The sequence below is a fragment of the Bradyrhizobium sp. USDA 3262 genome, from assembly GCF_054060035.1.
Map to the genome: position 1 here is coordinate 2,041,313 of NZ_JBSSCT010000001.1, position 21,177 is coordinate 2,062,489.

General features: G+C 65.2%; 17 protein-coding genes and 1 pseudogene. 15 read left to right on the forward strand and 3 right to left on the reverse strand.

The genetic code is table 11. The features are described 5' to 3' along the window. Nucleotides 1–46: 46 nt before the first annotated feature. From ACVWYP_RS09405 to phoB, 7 genes are all read left to right on the forward strand, one after another. Nucleotides 47–1,360: an ATP-binding protein gene (locus tag ACVWYP_RS09405; protein ID WP_028340521.1), complete on the forward strand. Its 1,314-nt coding sequence runs from the start codon at nt 47–49 to the stop codon at nt 1,358–1,360. Between the two features lie 135 nt (nt 1,361–1,495). Further along, nucleotides 1,496–2,506 (forward strand): phosphate ABC transporter substrate-binding protein PstS, encoded by a 1,011-nt coding sequence (gene pstS, locus ACVWYP_RS09410; RefSeq protein ID WP_038384874.1) that lies wholly within the window; start codon nt 1,496–1,498, stop codon nt 2,504–2,506. A gap of 229 nt (nt 2,507–2,735) precedes the next feature. After that, on the forward strand, nt 2,736–3,725 hold the full coding sequence (gene pstC / locus ACVWYP_RS09415; protein ID WP_028340523.1) for a phosphate ABC transporter permease subunit PstC: 990 nt from the start codon (nt 2,736–2,738) through the stop codon (nt 3,723–3,725). Between the two features lie 4 nt (nt 3,726–3,729). Beyond that, a complete protein-coding gene (gene pstA, locus ACVWYP_RS09420; RefSeq protein WP_035631484.1) occupies nt 3,730–4,575 on the forward strand; it encodes a phosphate ABC transporter permease PstA in 846 nt (281 codons plus the stop codon). Beyond that, the gene (gene pstB, locus ACVWYP_RS09425; RefSeq protein WP_016844065.1) at nt 4,572–5,390 is read left to right on the forward strand and encodes a phosphate ABC transporter ATP-binding protein PstB; all 819 of its coding nucleotides are present in this window, start codon (nt 4,572–4,574) and stop codon (nt 5,388–5,390) included. The genes pstA and pstB overlap by 4 nt, the downstream gene beginning before the upstream one ends. 107 nt (nt 5,391–5,497) lie before the next feature. Next, on the forward strand, nt 5,498–6,214 hold the full coding sequence (gene phoU, locus ACVWYP_RS09430; protein ID WP_016844066.1) for a phosphate signaling complex protein PhoU: 717 nt from the start codon (nt 5,498–5,500) through the stop codon (nt 6,212–6,214). Between the two features lie 146 nt (nt 6,215–6,360). Beyond that, the gene (gene phoB / locus ACVWYP_RS09435) at nt 6,361–7,071 is read left to right on the forward strand and encodes a phosphate regulon transcriptional regulator PhoB (protein WP_016844067.1); all 711 of its coding nucleotides are present in this window, start codon (nt 6,361–6,363) and stop codon (nt 7,069–7,071) included. Nucleotides 7,072–7,150: 79 nt separating this feature from the next. Here phoB and ACVWYP_RS09440 read toward each other — a convergent pair whose 3' ends face one another. Both ACVWYP_RS09440 and ACVWYP_RS09445 read right to left on the reverse strand, forming a co-directional pair. Next, nucleotides 7,151–8,092 carry an IS110 family RNA-guided transposase gene (locus ACVWYP_RS09440; RefSeq protein WP_304498443.1) on the reverse strand — a complete coding sequence of 314 codons (942 nt, stop codon included), beginning with the start codon at nt 8,090–8,092 and terminating at the stop codon, nt 7,151–7,153. A gap of 347 nt (nt 8,093–8,439) precedes the next feature. Further along, nucleotides 8,440–8,952 (reverse strand): GcrA family cell cycle regulator, encoded by a 513-nt coding sequence (locus ACVWYP_RS09445; protein ID WP_304498444.1) that lies wholly within the window; start codon nt 8,950–8,952, stop codon nt 8,440–8,442. 487 nt (nt 8,953–9,439) lie between these two features. Between ACVWYP_RS09445 and ACVWYP_RS09450 the strand changes: the two genes are divergently transcribed. The 3 genes from ACVWYP_RS09450 (at nt 9,440) to ACVWYP_RS09460 (ending at nt 12,805) form a co-directional block, all read left to right on the forward strand. Then, complete coding sequence (locus ACVWYP_RS09450; protein WP_304498445.1) at nt 9,440–10,648, forward strand: aspartate aminotransferase family protein; 1,209 nt, start codon at nt 9,440–9,442, stop codon at nt 10,646–10,648. Further along, nucleotides 10,648–11,574 (forward strand): ornithine carbamoyltransferase, encoded by a 927-nt coding sequence (argF, locus tag ACVWYP_RS09455; RefSeq protein ID WP_016844071.1) that lies wholly within the window; start codon nt 10,648–10,650, stop codon nt 11,572–11,574. Before ACVWYP_RS09450 ends, argF begins: the two co-directional genes overlap by 1 nt. 211 nt (nt 11,575–11,785) lie before the next feature. Then, entirely contained in the window at nt 11,786–12,805 is a 1,020-nt protein-coding gene (locus ACVWYP_RS09460) for an Hsp33 family molecular chaperone (protein ID WP_304498446.1), read from the forward strand. Nucleotides 12,806–12,931: 126 nt separating this feature from the next. On the opposite strand, the gene apaG is transcribed toward ACVWYP_RS09460, so the two are convergent. Continuing rightward, a complete protein-coding gene (gene apaG / locus ACVWYP_RS09465; RefSeq protein ID WP_028333747.1) occupies nt 12,932–13,330 on the reverse strand; it encodes a Co2+/Mg2+ efflux protein ApaG in 399 nt (132 codons plus the stop codon). Between the two features lie 273 nt (nt 13,331–13,603). Between apaG and ACVWYP_RS09470 the strand changes: the two genes are divergently transcribed. From ACVWYP_RS09470 to ACVWYP_RS09490, 5 genes and pseudogenes are all read left to right on the forward strand, one after another. After that, nucleotides 13,604–14,863 (forward strand): OpgC domain-containing protein, encoded by a 1,260-nt coding sequence (locus ACVWYP_RS09470; RefSeq protein WP_304498447.1) that lies wholly within the window; start codon nt 13,604–13,606, stop codon nt 14,861–14,863. Beyond that, a complete protein-coding gene (locus tag ACVWYP_RS09475) occupies nt 14,860–15,642 on the forward strand; it encodes an SGNH/GDSL hydrolase family protein (RefSeq protein ID WP_439711142.1) in 783 nt (260 codons plus the stop codon). Before ACVWYP_RS09470 ends, ACVWYP_RS09475 begins: the two co-directional genes overlap by 4 nt. 14 nt (nt 15,643–15,656) lie before the next feature. Beyond that, entirely contained in the window at nt 15,657–16,658 is a 1,002-nt protein-coding gene (locus tag ACVWYP_RS09480; RefSeq protein WP_304498449.1) for an SGNH/GDSL hydrolase family protein, read from the forward strand. Between the two features lie 258 nt (nt 16,659–16,916). Further along, nucleotides 16,917–18,420: pseudogene (glpK, locus tag ACVWYP_RS09485) on the forward strand (glycerol kinase GlpK). A 263-nt stretch (nt 18,421–18,683) separates the two neighbouring features. Further along, on the forward strand, nt 18,684–21,128 hold the full coding sequence (locus tag ACVWYP_RS09490; protein WP_304498451.1) for a penicillin acylase family protein: 2,445 nt from the start codon (nt 18,684–18,686) through the stop codon (nt 21,126–21,128). Nucleotides 21,129–21,177: the final 49 nt, after the last annotated feature.

Genomic DNA, 21,177 nt, shown 5'->3' on the forward strand with positions numbered 1-21,177 from the left:
ACCGCGCCTGGGCGAGACATGAACCGACGGGATGAAAGCCGCCGCGATGGCAGTTGACGATTCGCATTCCTCCATCTTCTCGCCCTGGCCCGACCGGTTGCGCCACTCCGCGCTGATCCTGCTTGCCGCAGCGCTGGCGTTGAGCGTGGTGGTCGCGCTCGGCGAATTGTCGCTGGTGCGCGCCTGCGCCGTGTTCGTCTGCATCGCGGCCGCGGCGCTGGTGCCATGGCGGCTGCATGATGCCGGAACCTCGCGCGAGGATGTCCGCGGCGTCAATCCGGTCGAGGCCGCCGCGGTCAGCGCGGTCGTCGCTGGCATGCCGGACCCGGCCGTGCTGCTCGATCGCGCCGGCCGCGTCATCCATCTCAACACCGCCGCGGCGCAGCTCGCGCCGGCGCTGCGCAAGAACGAACTGGCGCAATTTGCCCTGCGTTCGCCGGAGATCATCACCGCGCTGCGCGAGGCGATCGCGACCACCGAGCCGCGCCGCGCCACCTATACCGACCACGTTCCGGTCGATCGCTGGATGGAACTGGTGATCACGCCGGTGCCGGTGCCGACCCAGTTCGGCGGCACCGAGAAATGCATGCTGATGACCTTCCACGACCTGACGCCGCTGCGCCGGGTCGAGGAGATGCGCGCCGACTTTGTCGCCAATGCCAGCCATGAGCTGCGCACGCCGCTCGCCGCGCTGTCCGGCTTCATCGACACGCTGCAGGGGCCGGCGCGCGAGGACGCGCGGGCGCGCGAGCGCTTCCTCGGCATCATGCACACCCAGGCCACCCGCATGGCGCGGCTGATCGACGATTTGCTGTCGCTGTCGCGGGTCGAACTGTCGGCCCATGTGCGGCCCGAGGCCTCGATCGATATCGTGCCGATCATCCGCCAGGTGGCCGACGGGCTCGAGGCACTGGCCAGCGAGCGCCAGGTCGAGATCGAGGTCGACCTGCCTCAGGCCCCGGTCATGATCGCCGGCGACCGCGAGGAACTGCTCCGCCTGTTCGAGAACCTGATCGAGAACGCCCTCAAATACGGCGCCTCGGGGGGCCGCGTCATAGTGTCGCTGAATCAGGCCGTTTCGGGCGCATCGGGCGAGGGCACCCCCGAAATCCGTGTCATGGTACGGGATTTCGGCCCCGGCATCGCCCCGGAGCACCTGCCGCGGTTGACCGAGCGCTTCTACCGGGTCGACGTCGGCGACAGCCGTAACCAGGGCGGAACGGGCCTTGGATTATCGCTGGTGAAACATATTCTTAACCGTCATCGCGGGCGTCTTTTGATCGAGAGCGTGCCCAAGAACGGCGCCACTTTTACCGCCTGTTTTCCCCGCCCGAAGACCCCGTTACCAACCCAAAGCTAAGCGTTTTCAGCTGGTTAGCGCTGTCATCCAACTGTCATCCAACCTTCGTAAAAGCAGCACCGACCGCTCCTAGATGGACCGGCGTGAGCGCGATCGGGCGCATTCGGCGCTTCGCTCACTGGATGGAGACAACCCATGAATTTCATCAAAGCAATCGTCGCAGCCGGCATGATCGCCGCTTCGACGTCGGCCTTCGCTGCCGATATTACCGGCGCGGGCGCGACGTTTCCGTTCCCGATCTATTCGAAGTGGGCTGACGCCTACAAAAAGGAGACCGGCAACGGTCTGAACTACCAGTCGATCGGCTCCGGCGCCGGCATCAAGCAGATCCAGGCCAAGACCGTGACCTTCGGCGCCACCGACGCGCCGCTCAAGCACGAGCAGCTCGAGAAGGACGGCCTCGTCCAGTGGCCGATGGTGATGGGCGCGATCGTCCCGGTCGTGAACCTCGAAGGCATCAAGCCGGGCGACCTGATCCTGTCGGGCGAAGTGCTCGGCGACATTTATCTCGGCAAGATCACGAAGTGGAATGACGCGGCGATCGCCAAGCTCAATCCGAAGCTGACCCTGCCGGGCGATGCGATCACCGTCGTGCGCCGTTCGGACGGTTCGGGCACCACCTTCAACTTCACCGACTATCTCTCCAAGTCGAACGCCGACTGGAAGTCCAAGGTCGGTTCCGGCACCGCGGTCGAATGGCCGGTTGGCGTCGGCGCCAAGGGCAACGAAGGCGTTGCCGGCAACATCAGCCAGACCAAGAACGCGATCGGCTATGTCGAATACGCCTATGCCAAGCAGAACAAGCTGACCTACACCGGCTTGGTCAACAAGGCCGGCAAGACCGTGCAGCCGACCATCGCTGCCTTCCAGGCCGCCGCCTCGAACGCCGACTGGGCCAAGGCTCCCGGCTACTACGTGATCCTGACCGACCAGCCGGGCGAAGCCTCCTGGCCGATCACCGCGGCGACCTTCATCCTGATGCATAAGGACTCGACCGACAAGGCGGCCTCGCAGGAAGCGCTCAAGTTCTTCAAGTACGCCTTCGAGAAGGGCGACAAGGCAGCCGAAGAGCTCGACTACATCCCGATGCCGGACGCGGTCGTCAAGCTGATCGAGAAGACCTGGTCCTCGGACATCAAGAGCTAAGTCCGACGTTGCGGCAGGACCTGTGCCGACTCGATCGCGGCACAGGTTGAGCGACCAAGACCCGGTCTCCATCACCGCGGCAACAAGCGCGGGATCGAGGCCGGGGTTCGCGCCTCAAGAGGCGTGGCTGGAACGACGACGCCCGGCCAAATGCGTCAGTGAAGATCGCTTCGGGGCGTAGCGGTTTGCGTGGCTTTTGCATACTAAAGAGGGGATTGGCGTGGCAGACATGGCTGTTCAGAGCGATGTGATGGAAGCCGCGGGACCTTACGATCGCGCCAAGGCCCTCAGCGCCTTCAAGCTCGGTGACCTCACCTTCTATTGGATCACCCGCATCTCGGCGATCTCGGTTCTGTTGATCCTCGGCGGCATCATCCTGTCGCTGATCGTCGGCGCCTGGCCGGCGATGAAGGAATACGGCTTCGCCTTCCTCTGGACGCAGCGCTGGGCGCCCTCGGCCGATCCGCCGGTGCTCGGCGCGCTCGGCCCGATCTACGGCACGCTGATCACCTCCGTCATCGCGATGATGATCGCCATTCCGGTCGGCATCGGCATCGCCGTGTTCCTCACCGAGCTCTGCCCGCAAGTGCTGCGCCGCCCGATCGGCATCGCCATCGAGCTGCTCGCCGGCATTCCCTCGATCATCTACGGCATGTGGGGTTTCTTCGTGCTGGGCCCGTTCCTGGCCAACACCTTCCAGCCCTTCATGATCCGGATCTTCGAAGGCGTCCCGGTGCTGGGCGCGGTGTTCGCCGGTCCGCCGTCCTATCTCAGCCTGTTCAACGCCGCGCTGATCCTTGCGATCATGGTGCTGCCCTTCATCACCGCGATCTCGGTCGACGTGTTCAAGACCGTGCCGCCGGTGCTGAAGGAAGCCGCCTACGGCATGGGCTGCACCACCTGGGAAGTCGTCCGCAACGTCGTGATCCCCTACACCCGCGTCGGCGTGATCGGCGGCATCATGCTGGCGCTCGGCCGCGCTCTCGGCGAGACCATGGCGGTGACCTTCATCATCGGCAACTCGTTCCGGATCTCGTCGTCGATCTTCGCGCCGGGCACCACGATCTCGGCGGCGATCGCTAGCGAATTCGCCGAGAGCGACGGCCTGCACCAGTCCGGCCTGATCCTGCTCGGCCTGCTGTTGTTCGTGCTGACCTTCTTCGTGCTCGCCGGCGCGCGGCTGATGCTGATGCGGCTTGAAAAGAAGGCGGGGAAGTAACGCCATGAACCCGATCTACAAATCCCGCCGCCGCAGCGACATCGTCATCCGCGCACTCTGTGTCGGCGCGGCGCTGTTCGGCGTCACCTGGCTGGCGCTGATCCTGATCACGCTGGTCTATAACGGCCTTGCCGGCCTCAGCGTGCAGCTGTTCACCCAGAACACGCCGCCGCCCGGCTCGACCGAAGGCGGCCTGCTCAACGCCATCGTCGGCTCGCTCATCATGACGGTGATCGGCGTCGGCATCGGCGCGCCGCTCGGCCTGTTCGCCGGCACCTACCTCGCCGAATACGGCAAGCACGACAAGCTGACCTCGGTGATCCGCTTCATCAACGACATCCTGCTCAGCGCGCCCTCGATCATCATCGGCCTGTTCATCTATGGTGCGGTGGTGGTGCCGATGCGCGGCTTCTCGGCGATCGCAGGCAGTCTTGCGCTCGCGGTGATCGTGATCCCGGTCGTGCTGCGCACCACCGAGGACATGCTGCTCTTGGTGCCCAATCCGCTGCGCGAGGCCGCCTCCGCGCTCGGCCTGCCGCGTTCGCTGGTGATCAAGCGGATCGCCTATCGTGCGGCGCGATCGGGTCTGATCACCGGTGTGCTGCTGGCGACAGCCCGCGTCGCCGGCGAGACCGCGCCGCTGCTGTTCACCGCGCTGTCGAACCAGTTCTTCAGCCTGGATCTGACCAAGACGATGGCCAACCTGCCGGTGACCATCAACAACTTCGTGCAGAGCCCCTACGCCTACTGGAAAGAGCTGGCGTGGAGCGGTGCGCTGCTCATTACATTCACCGTGCTCGCGTTGAATATCGGCGCGCGTATCCTTGGTGCCGAAAGGGCCGCAAAATGACCGAGCTTTCCGTCTCCACGACTGCCGCGGGCCACGTTCCCCAGGTTCCGCTGCCTGAAGCGCCGCCGAAAGTCACGGTGCGCAATCTCAATTTCTATTACGGCGAGCACCACGCGCTGAAGAACATCAACCTGACGCTCGGCACCAACCGCGTCACGGCGTTCATCGGCCCGTCCGGCTGCGGCAAGTCGACCCTGCTGCGCATCTTCAACCGGATGTATGACCTCTATCCGGGCCAGCGCGCGGTCGGCCAGCTGATGCTGGACCAGACCAACATTCTCGACCCCAAGCTCGACCTCAACTTGCTGCGCGCGCGGGTCGGCATGGTGTTCCAGAAGCCGACGCCGTTCCCGATGACGATCTACGAGAACATCGCCTTCGGCATCCGCCTCTACGAGAAGATCTCGAAGTCCGAGATGGACGACCGGGTCGAGAAGGCGCTGCGCGGCGGCGCGCTGTGGAACGAGGTCAAGGACAAGCTGAACGCGTCCGGCCTGTCGCTCTCCGGCGGCCAGCAGCAGCGCCTGTGCATCGCGCGCACCGTGGCGGTGCGCCCCGAGGTGATCCTGTTCGACGAGCCGTGCTCGGCGCTCGACCCGATCTCGACCGCCAAGGTCGAGGAGCTGATCCAGGAGCTCTCCGAGGACTACACGATCGCGATCGTCACCCACAACATGCAGCAGGCGGCGCGCGTCTCCGACAAGACCGCCTTCATGTATCTCGGCGAGCTGATCGAGTTCGACGACACCAACAAGATCTTCACCTCACCGAGCGATCGGCGCACCCAGGACTACATCACCGGCCGGTTCGGTTGACCGGCGCATGATCCGGAAAAGTGGAAACCGGTTTTCCGATCAGGGCATGCTAAAATTCAGGACACGAAACCATGATCCCCGGGATCATGGTTTGAGGGAGACAAGCGATGGCTTCTGAACATACCGCCAAGGCATTCGACAGCGACCTGCAGGAGTTGACCCGCCTGGTCGCCGAGATGGGCGGCCTGGTCGAGCGGATGATTACCGAGTCGGTCGACGCGCTGATCCGTCGCGACGTCGCGCTCGGCAAGCGCGTGGTCGCCGCCGACATCGAGATCGACAATCTGCAGCGCAACATCGAAGAGCGCGCGGTGCTGACGATCGCGCGCCGCCAGCCGATGGCGATCGACCTGCGCGAGATCGTCAGCGCGATGCGCGTCGCCACCGACCTCGAGCGGATCGGCGACCTCGCCAAGAACATGGGCAAGCGTGTCGCGGCGCTGGAGAGCGATTTCCAGCCGCTGAAGCTGATCCGCGGCCTCGAGCACATGACCGACCTCGTGCTGTCGCAGGTCAAGTCGGTGCTCGACGCCTACGCCGCGCACGACCTGCCGGCGGCGATGAACGTCTGGAAGGGCGACGAGGAGGTCGATGCGATCTGCACCTCGCTGTTCCGCGAACTGCTCACCTACATGATGGAAGATCCGCGCAACATCTCGTTCTGCATCCATCTGATGTTCTGCGCCAAGAACATCGAGCGGATCGGCGATCACGCTACCAATATCGCAGAGACCGTGTTCTACATGATCGAGGGCCAGCAGATCACCGACAAGCGCCCGAAGGGGGACATGACCACTTTTGCCACCACGGTGCCGGGCAACTGAAGGCATCATCGGCAAGCGCGAAACCGGCAAGAGTGAAACTGGACGATCCTCGCGACAATTCGTTTCCGCGGGGACTATGCTCAAGGAAGTAAGCGTTTCGGTTTGCGTCTGGGCAACGGATCACCACAGAGAAAGAACTTAAACCGATGAGCGCACGCATTCTGGTAGTCGAAGACGAGGAAGCGCTGACGACGCTGTTGCGCTACAACCTCGATGCGGAAGGCTACGATGTCGAGACGGTGGGGCGCGGCGACGATGCCGACACGAGGCTGAAGGAGCGCGTTCCCGACCTCGTGGTCCTCGACTGGATGCTGCCGGGCCTGTCCGGCATCGAGCTGTGCCGCCGCCTGCGGGCGCGGCCCGAGACCAAGCAGCTTCCGATCATCATGCTGACCGCGCGCGGCGAGGAAAGCGAGCGCGTGCGCGGGCTTGCCACCGGCGCCGACGATTACATCGTCAAGCCGTTCTCGGTGCCGGAGCTGCTGGCGCGGGTGAAGGGCCTCTTGCGCCGCGCGAGCCCGGAGCGGCTTGCAACCGTGCTGACCTATGGCGACATCGAGCTCGACCGCGAGAAGCGCCGCGTGGCGCGCTCGGGCCGCCCGATCGATCTCGGGCCGACCGAGTATCGCCTGCTCGAATTCTTCCTCGAGCATCCCGGCCGCGTGTTCAGCCGCGAGCAACTGCTCGACAGCGTCTGGGGCCGCGACATCTACATCGATGAACGCACCGTCGACGTGCATATCGGCCGCCTGCGCAAGCTGCTCAATCCGGGCCGCGAGCAGGATCCGATCCGCACCGTGCGCGGCGCCGGCTACGCGCTCGACGACCGCTTTGCCAAGGCCGAGCCGCAGCCGTAATGGCCGTTGCGGGATTCATATCCCGTAGCACGGTGTCGTCCCGGCCTAGTGCGCAATTGCGCACGGGAGCCGGCAACTGTTATGTTGGTTTGGTCTGCAGGTACGGCTTTCGGTCTCGCATCATGGCATTGAGGACCGTGAGCAGCTTCCTGGCGACGGCGATGAGGGCGAGTTTGGCTGGTTTTCCCGCCTGTCGCAGTCGTGCATAGAAGGCCTTGAACGGATCTGCTCTGCGAACTGCGTTGAGGGCCGCCATATAGAGGGCGTCACGAACGCGCTTTCGGCCGCCCGCAATCTTGCGCTTGCCGCGGAAGGCGCCGCTGTCGACGTTGAAGGGAGCAAGGCCAGCGAGCGCTGCGAGTTGTTTCGGTCCGACCCGCCCGAGTTCCGGCATCTGCGCGATGAGCTGCATGCAGGCCACGGGACCCACGCCGGGCAGCGAACGCATTAACTTCGCATCGTCCGCGATCTCCGCTTCGGCTTTAATCAATGCGCTGATGTCGGCCTCGATCTCGGCGATCTCGCTGTCGAGGACCTCGATGAGGCGGCCGATGCGTTCGGCCATGGCGCGATCGTCGGCCTCGCTGCGCCGGTTCTTCTCCTGGGCGCGCATGAGGACCAGCTGATCCCGCCGTTTTGCAAGCCTCGCCAAGGCGCCCCGTGCAGGATCGGCGACCTGCTCGGGGGCGGGTTGCATGGCCCGCGCAAAGGCCGCCAGCATCCGCGCATCGATCGGATCGGTCTTGGCGAGTAGGCCGCTGGCCCGTGCAAAGTCGCGGGCACGGGCCGGGTTGATCCGTGCGAACTGGATCCCGGCCTGACGCAGCGCCTCGCGAAGCGCGAGGTCATAGATACCCGTCGCCTCGAAGACCACCAGCGCATCGCATTGCCAACGCGCCACCTGCTGTGTGATGGCCTGTGGCGCGTTGGCAATGCGCCTCGGCACGCCGTCAGCCTCATCAAAGATGTCGAGGTGGTCTTTGGAGATGTCGATTCCGACGTAACGAAGAGCTATGATCACGGTGCCTGTCCCTGTGATGCGAGGTCTGTTGGCGCAGCCTCGTGCAACTGTTCAGGTTGATAGATGGAACGGGCGGGAGACCGAGCCGGCTCACGGCGTCAAGCGCCAAGGACCCAACGGCTTCCCGCCCACCCTCATCCTGACAGACTTCCAAGACACAGGGACCCATACGCCGCGGCCGGCGTAATCGGCACGGGGCCAGACGGCTTTCTAACAACACGCATTAGTGGTTATGGGTCCCGGCTTTCGCCGGGACGACGCCGATGATGTAACGGGCCACGCGCCATAAAAAAATCCCCGCTTTCGCGGGGATTTGTTTTTCAGGTCTTCCGTAGTTTCCCGAGTGCTCACTTGATCTGCGGTTTCGCCGACGGCCGGCGGCGATCGGCGGCGGGCTGGTAGGCGACGCGCGAGTGATGCGCGCAATAGGGCAGGCCGCCGAGCGCCTTGCCGCCGCAGAAGAAGAATTCCGGGCTTGAGGGATCGCCGACCGGCCAGTGACAGGTGGCCTCGTTGAGTTCGAGCAGCGACAGCCGCTGGCTCATCGGCACCACATTGTCGTAGGAGATCGGATCGGGCTCCATCTCGACCTCGAAGGCGTGCGCCAGCGCGGTGTTGCCGCGGGACACCGGGCGCGCCACCCGCATCATGTGCTGGGCGGGGCGGGCCTTGCGCTGCCGCGGCGCGGCCGTGGAGGGGGCCTTGGCGCGGCCGGAGAGGCCGAGCCGATGCACTTTGCCGATCACGGCGTTTCGCGTCACATTGCCAAGTTCCGCCGCGATCTGGCTGGCCGACAGGCCAGACTCCCAGAGTTTCTTCAGCTGCTCGACGCGATCGTCGGACCAGGTCAATACAGTCATCGCATTCTTCCCTTCGCGTAGCGCCGGCCAATCATTGGAGCGGCGCTGCGAGCCAATCTGGACAAATATCCCTGCGGCCAGAATCCCTTAGCCCTCGCCGGGCGCGGTCTTGCGCCCGAACGTTTACGCGCGATACGAAGGCTACTTAGAGGGTCCAGTACTGCCGCACGAGATGTCGTACCCGACAGGCCAAACGCTACAATATGGCGTGACTCTGGCGCAAGAGTCCGCGGCCGTGCGTCCACATGTTCCGATACAGTTAAGCATTGCGATGAGGCTTTTCCACCGCACCGGAATGCTCCGGATTGCGCTCGTTTCGCATTGCAGGAAGGCCACTTCGTGGCGATTGACACCTACCGACCGCAGCATAGAATGTCCGCCACGTGCCGCCCGCAAAGGCGGCCGTTTTGTTTTCCGAAGCTGGCCGTTGCTGCGCTGGCGTCAAGCCCCGCGGCAATTGTCGGCTCAAAAACCGTCAGTGAACGCCATGACCAACGCTGCCACGTCGCATCTGCTCCCCGTCTTCGCCAGGGTCGATCTCGGCTTCGAGCGCGGTGAGGGCGCCTGGCTGATCGCAACCAACGGCGACCGTTATCTCGATTTCACCTCGGGCGTTGCGGTGAACGCGCTCGGGCATGCGCATCCGCATCTGGTCAAGGCGCTGCAGGACCAGGCGACCAAGCTCTGGCACATGTCGAACCTGTTCAAGAGCCCGGACGGCGAGGTGCTGGCCGCGCGGCTGTGCGAGCAGAGCTTTGCCGACTTCGTGTTCTTCTGCAATTCCGGCGCCGAAGCGATGGAGGGCGTGATCAAGCTGGTCCGCCATTATCACTTCTCCAAGGGCCATGGCGAGCGCTACCGCATCATCACCTTCGAGGGCGCCTTCCACGGCCGCACGCTGGGCACGCTGGCCGCGACCGGCTCGGCGAAATATCTCGAAGGCTTCGGCCCGCCGATGGACGGCTTCGACCAGGTGCCGCATGGCGACATCGAGGCGTTGAAGAAGGCGATCGGTCCGCACACCGCCGGCATCCTGATCGAGCCGGTGCAGGGCGAGGGCGGCGTGCGCTCGGCGCCGCAGGCGTTCTTCAAGGCGCTGCGCGCGCTCTGCGACGAGCATGGCCTGCTGCTCGCCTTCGACGAAGTGCAGACCGGCATGGGCCGCACCGGCGAGCTGTTCGCCTACAAGCGCACCGGCGTCACGCCGGATGTGATGTCGCTGGCCAAGGCGCTCGGCGGCGGTTTCCCGATCGGCGCGGTGCTGGCGACCGCGAAAGCGGCCGAAGGCATGGCGCCCGGCTCGCACGGCTCGACCTTCGGCGGCAATCCGCTCGCGGTCGCCGCCGCCAATGCCGTGCTCGACGTCATGCTGAAACCCGGCTTCTTCGAGCATGTGCAAAAGATGTCGCTCTTGCTCAAGCAGAAGCTCGCTTCCGTCGTCGACCGCTATCCCGGCGTGCTGTCGGAGGTGCGCGGCGAGGGGCTGTTGATCGGCGTCAAGGCCGTGGTGCCGTCGGGCGACCTGATCGCAGCACTGCGCAACGAGAAGCTGCTCACCGTCGGCGCCGGCGACAATGTGGTACGGTTCCTGGCGCCCCTGATCGTAACCGAGGCCGAGATCGATACGTCGATCACCGCGCTCGAGCGCGCCTGCGCGACATTGTCGGCGGCCCAGCCGAAGAAGGCGGCTGGATAATGAGCAAGCCGGTCCGTCACTTCCTCGATATCAACGAGCTGCCGCTCGGCGAGCTGCGCAACATGCTGTCCGCCGGAGCCGCCATGAAGGCGAAGCTGAAGGCGCATGAGAAGGGCAGGAAGCCGCTTGAAGGCAAGACGCTGGCGATGATCTTCGAGCGCCCGTCGACCCGCACAAGGGTGTCGTTCGACGTCGGCATGCGCCAGCTCGGCGGTGAATCCATCATGCTGACCGGTGCCGAGATGCAGCTCGGCCGCGGCGAGACCATCGCCGACACCGCGCGCGTGCTGTCGCGCTATGTCGATGCGATCATGATCCGCATCCTCAACCATGACGCGCTGCTCGAGCTCGCGGCTCACGCCACCGTCCCCGTCATCAACGGCCTGACCCGGCGTTCGCATCCCTGCCAGGTGATGGCCGACCTCATGACCTATGAGGAAAACCGCGGCTCGATCGAGGGCAAGACCGTGGCCTGGACCGGCGACGACAACAACGTGCTGGCCTCCTGGGCGCATGCCGCCGAGCGGTTCAAGTTCCAGCTCAATGTCGCAACCCCGCCGGAGCTGTCGCCGAAGAAGCCGATGCGCGACTGGATCAAGGCGACCGGCGCGCCGATCATGCTCGGCAGCGATCCGGAAGCCGCCGTGCGCGGCGCCGACTGCGTCGTCACCGACACCTGGGTGTCGATGGGTGACAAGGAGGGCGAGCACCGCCACAACGTGCTGCGGCCCTATCAGGTCAATGCCAAGCTGATGTCGCTCGCCAAGCCGGACGCATTGTTCATGCACTGCCTGCCCGCGCATCGCGGCGAGGAGGTCACCGACGAGGTGATCGACGGGCCACAATCCGTGGTGTTCGACGAGGCGGAAAACCGCCTGCATGCGCAGAAGGGCATCCTGGCCTGGTGTTTCGACGCGGTCGCGTAGTCGTAGATCAGTAAGCGCTGTCGTCCCGGGCAAGCGCAGCGCGACCCGGGACCCATAACCACCGCTGTCAATTGTTGTGAAAGCTGGGGCCCCAGCTTGATGCAGCAACTCACATTGGTGGTTATGGGTCCCTGCTTTCGCAGGGACGACGGATAGATCCGTTCCGGTGAACCCCTTTCGTTTTGCGGTCCGAGACCCCAGATAGAGCGCCATGGTTTCACAATCCCCCGACATCAAAATCACGCCCGAGGCGCCGGTTCGCGCGCCCTCAGCGGTTCCTGTCGACGATGCCGTGCTGGCCTTCGAGGTCGGCGCGCTGGACCTGCGCGGCCGGCTGACCCGGCTTGGCCCCGCGCTCGACGAGATCTTGCACAAGCACGATTATCCGCCCGCGGTCGGCAAGCTGCTTGGCGAGGCGATCGTGCTGACCACGCTGCTCGGCTCGTCGGTCAAGTTCGAGGGCCGCTTCATTCTGCAGACCCGGACCGACGGTCCGGTGTCGCTCCTGATCGTCGATTTCCAGGCGCCCGACCGGCTGCGCGCCTATGCGCGCTACGACGCATCGCGCCTCAAGAACGGCCAGAGCTCGGGCGAGCTGCTCGGCAAAGGCCACCTTGCGATGACCATCGATCAGGGCTCGAACACCAGCCGCTACCAGGGATTGGTCGCGCTCGACGGCGGCGGCCTGGAAGAGGCAGCCCATGAATATTTCCTGCGCTCGGAGCAGATTCCGACGCGTGTGCGGCTTGCGGTCGGCGAGGAGATGCGCGGTGGCGAGGGCGGCAAGCTGCACTGGCGCGCCGGCGGCATCCTGCTGCAATTCCTGCCCAAGGCGCCCGAGCGGGCCAAGCAGGCCGATCTGCATCCCGGCGATGCGCCGGAAGGCACGGCTACGCATAGCGTGCCGGACGACGATGCGTGGGTCGAGGGACAGTCGCTGATCTCGACCGTCGAGGCCGTCGAGCTGATCGATCCCGATCTGTCCGGCGAGCGGCTGCTCTATCGCCTGTTCCACGAACGCGGCGTTCGCGTCTTCAACCCGCAAACGCTGCGCGCGCAGTGCTCCTGCTCGCGCGATGCGGTGTCGTCGATGCTGAAGAGCTTCGCGCCGAACGACCGCGCCGAGATGGTGAAGGACGGCAAGGTCGTCGTGACCTGCGAGTTCTGCTCGTCGGTGTATGAGTTCACGCCGCAGGAAGCCGGCGTGGAGCAGGCGCGTTCGTCATCGTAGGCCGGATGAAGCCAACGGGTCGCGCGAACGCGCGCCCGATGACAGGCTCCGCGCAATCCGGGGCCGCTCCAATCGCGTATGCACCTGCCCCGGATTGCGCTTCGCTCCATCCGGGCTATGCAGGCGTCAGTTCAACACCCTTTTGCCGCCCGGGCTCGGGCTGTCCAGCGAGAATGTCGGCACGTCGATGTCGAAGCGCTCGCCAGCTTCGGTGACCATCTGATAGCTGCCGGTCATGAAGCCGGAGGCGGTCGGCAGCGGCACGCCTGAGGTGTATTCGAAGCGCTCGCCGGGCGCGAGCACCGGCTGCTCGCCGACCACGCCCTCACCGCGCACCTCCTGGCGGCGGCCGGTGGCGTCGGTGATGATCCAGTGCCGCGTCCGCAGCTGCACCGTTTCCGGGCCCGAATTGACGATCACGATCTTGTACGACCAGAAATATTCGCGCCGGTCGACCGACGAGCGCTCGGGCATGAAGTTCGGCTCGACGGTGACTTCGATCTGGCGGGTAACGGCGCGGTACATGCGGCTCAATCCGATGGTCCTGGCGTATGGTCCGTTTTCGACCGGATCATGCTCGAACAGGGCGCCATCATAGCCAATTGAGCCGCCGGAACCAATCGCCTGCCAGGCCGTGAAAAGGCGGCCCAGGGGCGGTCCGTTCATCGCGGTTTCAACATAGTTCCGCTCTAAAGCGCGGCCGCATGCCGCCGCACTCCGTGCTTTGTCGGCAACTCGCGGACCGATATTATCTTTTCAGCACGGCGTGCGGGGCATCCGCAGCCGACACGGTGTTTGATGAGCTCGATTGCCGACCCCATAGCCGGTTCGCCGGTGGCTGACGCCAAGGCCGAAGTAAAGGCTGAGGCCGAGGCGAAGGTTGCTGCGCCCGCGATCACTCTGCCGGCGACCGGCGAGCGCGAGCTCCGCCTCGATCTGTTCCGCGGGCTCGCGCTGTGGCTGATCTTCATCGATCATCTGCCGACCAATCTTCTGACCTGGCTGACGATCCGCAATTACGGCTTCTCCGACGCCACCGAGATCTTCATCTTCATCTCCGGCTACACCGCGGCCTTTGTCTACGGCCGCGCCATGCTGGAGGGCGGCTTCGTGATCGCGACCGCGCGCATCCTGCGCCGGGTCTGGCAGATCTATGTCGCGCACGTCTTCCTGTTCACGATCTTCCTCGCCGAGATCTCCTATGTCGCGACCTCGTTCGAGAACCCGCTCTACAGCGAGGAAATGGGGATCATGGACTTCCTCAAGCAGCCCGACGTCACCATCGTCCAGGCGCTGCTGCTGCGCTTCCGTCCCGTCAACATGGACGTGCTGCCGCTCTATATCGTCTTGATGCTGTTCCTGCCGCTGATCCTGTGGCTGATGAAATGGAAGCCCGACGTCACGCTCGGCCTCTCGGTCTTGCTCTACGCGCTGACCTGGCAGTTCGACCTCTATCTCTCGGCCTACCCGAACGGCTTCTGGGCGTTCAATCCGTTCGCCTGGCAATTGCTGTTCGTGTTCGGCGCCTGGTGCGCGCTCGGCGGCGCCCGGCGGATGTCGCGCATCCTGTCGTCGAACATCACGATGTGGATCTGCATCGTCTATCTGGTCGCGGCGTTCTTCGTGACGCTGACCTGGTACGTGCCGCAGCTCGGCCACATCATGCCGAAGGTGATCGAGCAATGGATGTATCCGATCAACAAGACCGACCTGGACGTGTTGCGGTTCGCACACTTCCTGGCGCTCGCTGCGCTCACCGTGCGCTTCCTGCCCAAGGACTGGCCGGGCCTGAAATCGCCCTGGCTGCGACCTTTGATCCTGTGTGGCCAGCATTCGCTTGAGATATTCTGCCTCGGGGTCTTCCTCGCCTTTGCCGGTCACTTCGTGCTTGCCGAAGTATCTGGCGGTGCCGCACTGCACGCCTTGATCAGCGTCTGCGGCATCCTCATCATGTGCGGCATGGCGTGGATCATTTCGTGGTACAAACACTCCGCCGACAAAGGCGCCTCGAAAAAAGGCGCCGCCGGCAACGCCGATCTGGCGGGAGGGGGAGCATGAAGTCCGCGCGGACGATGCTGGGCCTGACGCTGCTCGCAGCCTGCCTGACGGCCGGTTTGGCGGCGGTGCCCGCGCGCGCCGGCGACACGGCGGAGCCGGCACCGCCGCCGCCCTGCGACGTGCCCGCCTATCTGCTTACGAGCGAGAGCTCGCTGCCCAAGGTCACCGACGCCATCAAGTCCAACCGGCCGCTCAACGTGCTGGTGGTCGGCAGCCGCTCCTCGACCATCCAGGGCAACGAGGCGAGCGCCTATCCGGCCACGCTGCAGGCGGCGCTGAAGGAGGCGTTGCCGTCGTCGACGATCGATCTATCCGTAGAATTACAGGGAAAGAGCACCGCCGAGGAGACCGCGGGAACTCTTGTTAAGCTTGTTGAAGCAAAAAAGCCTACTTTGGTTATCTGGCAGACCGGAACGGTCGATGCTATGCGAGCAGTCGATCCCGACGATTTCCGTACCGCCATCAACGAAGGCGTTGTTGCGTTGCGGGACGCCGGGACCGACGTGGTGCTGGTCAATCTGCAATACAGCCCGCGTACGGAGACGATGATCTCTGCGCCGCCATATCTCGACAACATGAAGGTGGTGGCGCAGCAGCACGACGTTCCGCTGTTCGACCGGTTCGCGATTATGAAGCAGTGGAGCGACGCCGGATATTTTGACCTGTTCAGCACCTCGCATGGTGTCGATCTGGCCAAGAAGGTTCATGCCTGTCTCGGCCGCGCACTGGCGAAATTCGTGATCGATGCGGCCCATCTGGGCCCGGTGCAGCAGAATTAGAGGAAGCAGAGTAAATGCGTTTTGCCTTCCCTTTTCGCGCTTCCGCAGGGCGGAGTCTGTGCGCCGCTGCGGCGCTGGCACTGCTCGCGGTCGCGCCGTCGCGCGCGCAGACCGGACAGGCCGACCAGCATGCAGCGATCTCATCCGGTACCAAGGCTGAAGCCACGAAGACAGAGCCGAGCAGGCCCGCCGCGATCGAAGCGACCGCCGCTCAGCAGCCGCAACCCGGCGTCGCCGCGAAGGCGTTCGACAGGGTGAAGCAGGCCGCGAAATCCGCCAGCGACATCTTCCACCGCGTGCCCTGTCAGCAGCCCAAGGGCGTGCCGAACAGCACCGGCTCGCTGCCGCATGTCGCGGCCAAGCTCGCCGCCGGCAAGCCGGTCGTCATCATCGCGTTCGGCTCGTCCTCGACCCAGGGCTATGGTTCGTCGGCGCCGGAATTCACCTATCCCAACCGGCTCGCCGGACAGTTGCGCCGGCAGTATCCGTCCGCCGACATCACCGTGCTCAATCGCGGCAAGGGCGGCGAGGACGCGCCCGAGATGATGGCGCGGCTGCAAACCGAAGTGATCGACGTACATCCCGACATGGTGATCTGGCAGGTCGGCACCAACGCGGTGCTGCGCAACCTCGATCCTGCCGAGACCGCCAAGCAGGTCGAGGACGGCGTGGCGCGCCTTCAGGCGTCCGGCGCCGACGTCGTGCTGGTCGATCCGCAATATTCGCCGCGCGTCACCGAGCGTCCCGAAAGCGCGCGCGGCATGGTGAAGCTGCTCGGCCGCATCGCCGCGCTGCGCCATGTCGGCATCTTCCCGCGCTTCGAGGTGATGCGCGACTGGCACGAGAAACAGGCGATCCCGATCACCGATTTCGTCACTGCCGACGGCCTGCACATGAACGACTGGGGCTATGCCTGCTTCGCCCAGCTACTCGGCGACGACATCATCCGCTCGGTCGGCGCGATCAAGATCGGCGTCAACGTCCCCGCCGACGTCAGGACCTACCGGCCGATGTGATCGGCTGGCCTCTCTCGCTGCGCCTGTCTCGTTCACCGTCATCCTGAGGTGCGAGCTCTTGCGAGCCTCGAAGGATGCACGGCCCGGCTGGTGGCCGTCGATCCTTCGAGACGGCCGCGCTGCGGCCTCCTCAGGATGACGGGACCAATACCTTCGCTATGCCACACTCACCACCAATCTTGACCTCGCCGCGGTAATCCGCTCCCTTTGCGCCTGCACCAATCCCTCTCGGGATGAAGCTCTTTAAGGGAAACGCTCATGTCTTTCGTGCTGGCCATCGATCAGGGCACCACATCGTCGCGCGCCATGGTGTTTCGCGGCGACATCTCCATCGCCGCCGTCGCGCAGCAGGAGTTTCCGCAGCATTTCCCTGCCTCCGGCTGGGTCGAGCACGAGCCGGAGGACATCTGGACCTCGACCGTGATGGTGTGCCGCGAGGCGCTGGAGAAGGCCGGCCTGAAGGCGAAGGACATCGCCGCGATCGGCATCACCAACCAGCGCGAGACCACCGTGGTGTGGGATCGCGCCACCGGACAGGCCGTGCACCGCGCCATCGTCTGGCAGGACCGCCGCACCGCCGACATCTGCGCCAGGCTCAAGGCCGAGGGCCATGAGCCGGCGATCTCGGCCAAGACCGGTCTCATTATCGATCCCTATTTCTCGGGCACCAAAGTGGCCTGGATCCTCGATCACGTGCCGGGTGCGCGCGAGCGCGCCGAGCGCGACGAACTGCTGTTCGGCACCGTCGACAGCTATCTGTTGTGGCGGCTCACCGGCGGGAGAGTCCACGCCACTGACGCCACCAATGCCTCGCGCACGCTGCTGTTCAACATCCACACCGGCGCCTGGGACGACGACCTCATCAAGCTGCTGCGCGTGCCGCGCTCGATGCTGCCCGAGGTGAAAGATTCCTCCGCCCGGTTCGGCGAGAGCACGGCGGACTTATTTGGCGGCCCGATCGCGATTTCCGGTATCGCCGGCGACCAGCAGGCCGCGACCATCGGTCAGGCCTGCTTCCGAGCCCGGCATGATGAAGTCGACCTACGGCACCGGCTGCTTCGCGCTGCTCAACACCGGCACCACGCCGGTGGCCTCGAAGAACAAGCTGCTCACCACCATCGCGTACCAGCTCGGCGGCCAGCGCACCTACGCGCTCGAAGGTTCGATCTTCGTCGCCGGCAGCGCGGTGCAGTGGCTGCGCGACGGCCTCGGCATCATCAAGCACGCCGCCGAGACCGGGCCGCTTGCCGACAAATCCGACAGCATGCAGAGCGTCTACCTCGTGCCCGCCTTCGTCGGAATGGGCGCGCCGTACTGGAATCCGCGCGTGCGCGGTGCGCTGTTCGGGCTGACCCGCAACACCGGTCCGGCCGAGCTCGCGCATGCGACCTTGGAGAGTGTCTGCTACCAGACCTTCGATCTGTGGGCCGCGATGCGCACCGACTGGCCGGAGGCCAATGCCGCCAACACCGTGCTGCGCGTCGACGGCGGCATGACCGCCTCGGACTGGACCATGCAGCGGCTCGCCGATCTGCTCAACGCCCCGGTCGATCGCCCGATGATCCAGGAGACCACGGCGTTAGGGGCCGCCTATCTCGCCGGCCTCGATGCCGGCGTCTATCCGGAGCCCGCGAAATTCGCCGACAATTGGCGGCTCGAGCACCGCTTCAGGCCGGCGATGAGCCAGGCGACGCGCGAGCGCAAGCTCGCCGGCTGGGCCCGCGCCGTGAAGGGCGTGCTGGCGAGCGACGAGGGGGAGTAGTAATGATCTGATGCTGCGGCAAGCTCGCTGCACCTCTCCCGCTTGCGGGGGAGGTCGTAGCGCATCGTCAGATGCGCTACGGGTGGGGGCTCTCTCCTCACCAAGAGTGTCGCAAGCGGCGAAACCCCCACCCCAGCCCTCTCAGCGCGAGCTTTGCTCGTCGCGACCCGCAAGCGGGAGGGGGCGCAGCGCCGCTGCGGCTGCCGCTCAATTCAATCTCGTCAAGTGCGCACAACAATCAATAACAACCATCGGAGAACAACATGAACACGGATCTCAACCGCGTCGCCAAGCTACTCGCCGCCGCGCTCTGTGCCGCAATACTCACCGCTCCCGCCACCGCGCGCGAGAAACCGAGCCCGCTCGTCGCAGCGCGCCAGGTCAAGACCGACGTCGCGGGGCTGAAGGCGCCGGGCCAGATCCTGGTCGATGTCTGGGGCATTCCGCACATCTATGCCGGCAATGAGCACGACCTGTTCTTCCTGCAAGGCTTCAACGCCGCGCGCGACCGGCTCTGGCAGATCGATCTCTGGCGCAAGCGCGGGCTCGGTCTCTTGGCGAAGGACTTTGGCCCCGCTTATGCCGAGCAGGACAAGGCGCTGCGTCTGTTCCTCTATCGCGGCGACATGAATGCGGAATGGACGGCCTATGGTCCGAAGGCAAAATCCTATGCGGAGGCGTTCGTCGCCGGCGTCAACGCCTATGTCGCCGACGTTCAGGCGGGCAAGCGTGCGCTGCCGATCGAGTTCAGGATCGCAGGCACGATGCCGGATTTGTGGTCGGCGGAGGATGTCGTGCGCGTCCGCAGCCATGGTCTCACGCGTAACGTCGCCTCCGAGGTGAAGCGCTCGCGTGTCGCCTGCGCTGCCGGCCTCGATGCCGATCGCTTCCGCGTCAAGCTGGAGCCGACCTGGACCACCAGGATCCCCGATGGCCTCGATCCCTGCAGCGTGCCGAAGGCGGTGCTCGCCGCCTACGATCTTGCCACGCGGCCGGTGAAGTTCGCCGCGCCGAAGGACCAGAAGGCGGCGCTGGCGCACGACCCCGACACGTTCCTCGCCGAGGCCGACCAGCAGCGCGACACCATCGGCTCCAACAACTGGGTGATCGCGGCATCGCGCACCGCGACCGGACGTCCGATCCTCGCCAACGATCCGCATCGCGAGCACTCGGTGCCGTCGCTGCGTTACATCGTCGGCCTCAACGCACCCGGCATCTCCGTGATCGGCGCCGGCGAGCCGGCGCTGCCGGGCATCTCGATCGGCCACAACGACACCATCGCGTTCGGGCTGACCATCTTCAACGTCGACCAGGAAGACCTCTACGTCTACGAGCTCAATCCCGACAATCCGAACCAGTACCGCTACGGCACCGGCTGGGAGGACATGCGGATCGTGCACGAGAAGGAAGCGGTGAAGGGCGAGGCCGACCGCGACCTCGAGCTGAAGTTCACCCGCCACGGCCCGGTGATCTTCGTCGACGCCGACAAGAAGCATGCGTTCGCCGTGCGCTCGATCTGGTTCGAGCCGGGCACCTCGGCCTATTTCGGCTCGTCGGACTACATGACCGCGAAAAGCTGGAACGGCTTCCTCGGTGCGATGCGGCGCTGGGGCGCGCCGTCGGAGAACCAAGTTTATGCGGATATCAGCGGCAATATCGGCTGGGTCGCCGCCGGCAAGACGCCGCGCCGCGCCAGTTTCGACGGCCTGATGCCGGTGCCCGGCGACGGCCGCTATGAGTGGCAGGGCTTTCTGTCGCTCGACGAATTGCCGAAGCTCTATCAGCCGAAGCAGGGCTTCATCGCCACCGCCAACCAGATGAACCTGCCGGCGGATTATCCGGTGGGTGAGCGCAGGGTCGGATTCGAATGGGCCGACAGCGCGCGCTGGCAGCGCATCACCGAGGTGCTGCAGGCCAACAGCAAGGTGACGCTGGCGGACGCGATGGCGCTGCAGAACGACGACACCGGCATGCTCGCGCGGCGCCTGGTCGCGCTGCTGAAGCCGCTCACGTCGGATGACGCGAACGTCAAGAAGGGCCTCGATCTGCTCAAGGCGTGGGATGCGCGCGACGCGGCCGACAGCGCGGCCGCCGCGGTCTATGAGGTGTGGATCGCAAACCATCTCGGCCCGGTGCTGCTCAAGACCACCGCGCCGAAGGCGGCCGAGCTGATCGCGCCGGAAGCCTCCAGCATCTCCGCGATTGTCGGCTATCTCGAAAAGCCGGACGCGGCGCTCGGCAGCGATCCCTCAGCCGAGCGCGACCGCGTGCTGTGCGACAGCCTCGGCGAGGCCGTCGCCGATGTTGCCGACAAACTCGGTCCCGATGCGTCGACCTGGCGCTGGGGCCGGCTGCATGTCGCGCAGTTCAATCACGCGCTGATGCCGCTCGCCGACAAGGCGACCGCGGCGCAGATGCAGGTCGGCCCGCTCGCCTTTGGCGGCGCCGCCAACGTGCCGCGCGCCGCCACCTATCGCCGCTCCGACTATCATCTGATCTCCGGCGCTTCATTCCGCATGGTGCTCGATGTCGGCAATTGGGATGCGAGCCGCGCGATCAATACGCCGGGCCAATCCGGCGATCCCTTCAGCGGCCACTACCGCGACCTCGCGCCGCTGTGGGCGACGGGCCAGTATGTGCCGCTGCTCTACAGCCGCGGCGCTGTGGAAGCCGCTACCGCAGAAGCGATCACGCTGACGCCGAGGTGAGGGGCGAGTACGTCTCACTGGCTGCGCCACAAACTCCACCGTCGTCCCG